General features: G+C 69.8%; 2 protein-coding genes. Both read right to left on the bottom strand.

Annotated features, from left to right (window positions below; all coding sequences use genetic code 11):
* A partial coding sequence (locus GJ629_RS15820) for a thioredoxin family protein (RefSeq protein WP_157513852.1) occupies positions 1-525 on the bottom strand: 525 nt, incomplete at its 3' end.
* A gap of 116 nt (positions 526-641) precedes the next feature.
* On the bottom strand, positions 642-1,369 hold a 728-nt coding region (locus GJ629_RS15815), incomplete at its 5' end, for an MFS transporter (RefSeq protein WP_157513851.1).

Raw genomic sequence — 1,369 nt, 5'->3', positions numbered from 1 at the left:
GTCCTCGGCCTCGACGGCCTCGCCCGCGAGCACCGTCTCGACGTGGGCGCGCATCTCGTAGGTCGTCGGTTGGTCCTCGGGGTTGAGCGCGTCGTCGATGCGGCCGTGGTAGGCCAACTCGAAGCCATCGCTCGCGTTCCGGAAGAGGAACGGGTCGGGCGTACAGACTGCGCCGTAGTCGGCGGCGACCGACTGGTCCTCGTCGAAGAGGTAGGCGTCGTAGTCGATGGTGCCGTCCGCGACCAGTTCCTGCATCTTCTCGAAGGAGTCGTCGGGGTACTCCTCGGGGTCGTTGGCGTTGATGCCGACGACGGCGAGGTCGTCGTAGGAGTCGGCGAGGTGGTTCAGTTCCGCGAACTTCGCCTTGGCGTAGGGGCAGTGGTTGCAGGTGAACACGACCAGCAGGGCGTCGTAGCCCGCGAAGCTATCGAGCGTGTACGTCTCGCCGTCGGTGCCTTGGAGTGCGAACTCCGGTGCCGCGTCGCCGCGGCTCAGTTCGAAGTCGTCGGTGTCGAGTGCGACCATATCCCTGTGTATCAGGCCCCCGGCCTTCAGTTCGTCGTCCGGCCGAACACGGCCGGACGTGCGGTGTGGTCCGGGGCAATCTCCCTGTGTATCGGGCCCCCGGCCTTCAGTTCGCTTCAGTTCGACGGGGTCGTGTCGCCCGCGGCGAGGACGACGAACGTGAACCCGAAGGCGAGGACGGCCAGACCCGCCAGCACCCAGAAGACGGCGGCGATGCCGGCGGCGTCGGTGAGCGCGCCGAATATCGGCGGCGCGACGGCCCCGCCGCCCGAGATTCCGATGGTTAGGACGCCGAAGTTCGTCCCGAGGTCGTCACGGGCCGAGAGAGCGTCACCGAGTTTCGACAGCGCCGGGCGGCCGACCTTCACCGTCGTCGCGAAGACGAGCGTCACCGCGAGGGCCGCGAGGACGGGGAGGACGCCCGAGGCGAGGAGGCTCGACAGCGCGAGGAGGCCGACGAACCCCCCGAGAACGACCGCCCGAGCGCCGTAGCGGTCGGCGAGGACGCCGCCGGCGAGGATGGCGACGGCACCGACGATCAGCATCGCCGAGACCAGCACGTTGGCGAGTCCGGGGTCGACGCCGTAGCCGTCGGTCAGAAGCGGCGCGGTGTAGGCCTGGACGCCCCAGTTGGCCACCGAGAGCAGGAACCACAAAAGCGTCAACAGGAGAATCGGCCGCGAGAGGCCTCTTGCCCACGCCCGGAGGCGGCGCGGGAGCGACGCGAGTGTGGGGCGGTCGCCGGTGCTCGCCGGGCCGTGCGTGACAGACCGCGGGACGCGACGCGAGAGGACGACGAGCGCGAGCGCGGTGTAGGCGGCCCCGAGGACGCCGATAGCGGCGA

This window comes from Halapricum sp. CBA1109, from assembly GCF_009741825.1.
Lineage (GTDB): Archaea > Halobacteriota > Halobacteria > Halobacteriales > Haloarculaceae > Halapricum.
The sequence above is the reverse complement of the archived record's forward strand: the minus strand, read 5'-3'. Positions and strand labels throughout refer to the sequence as shown.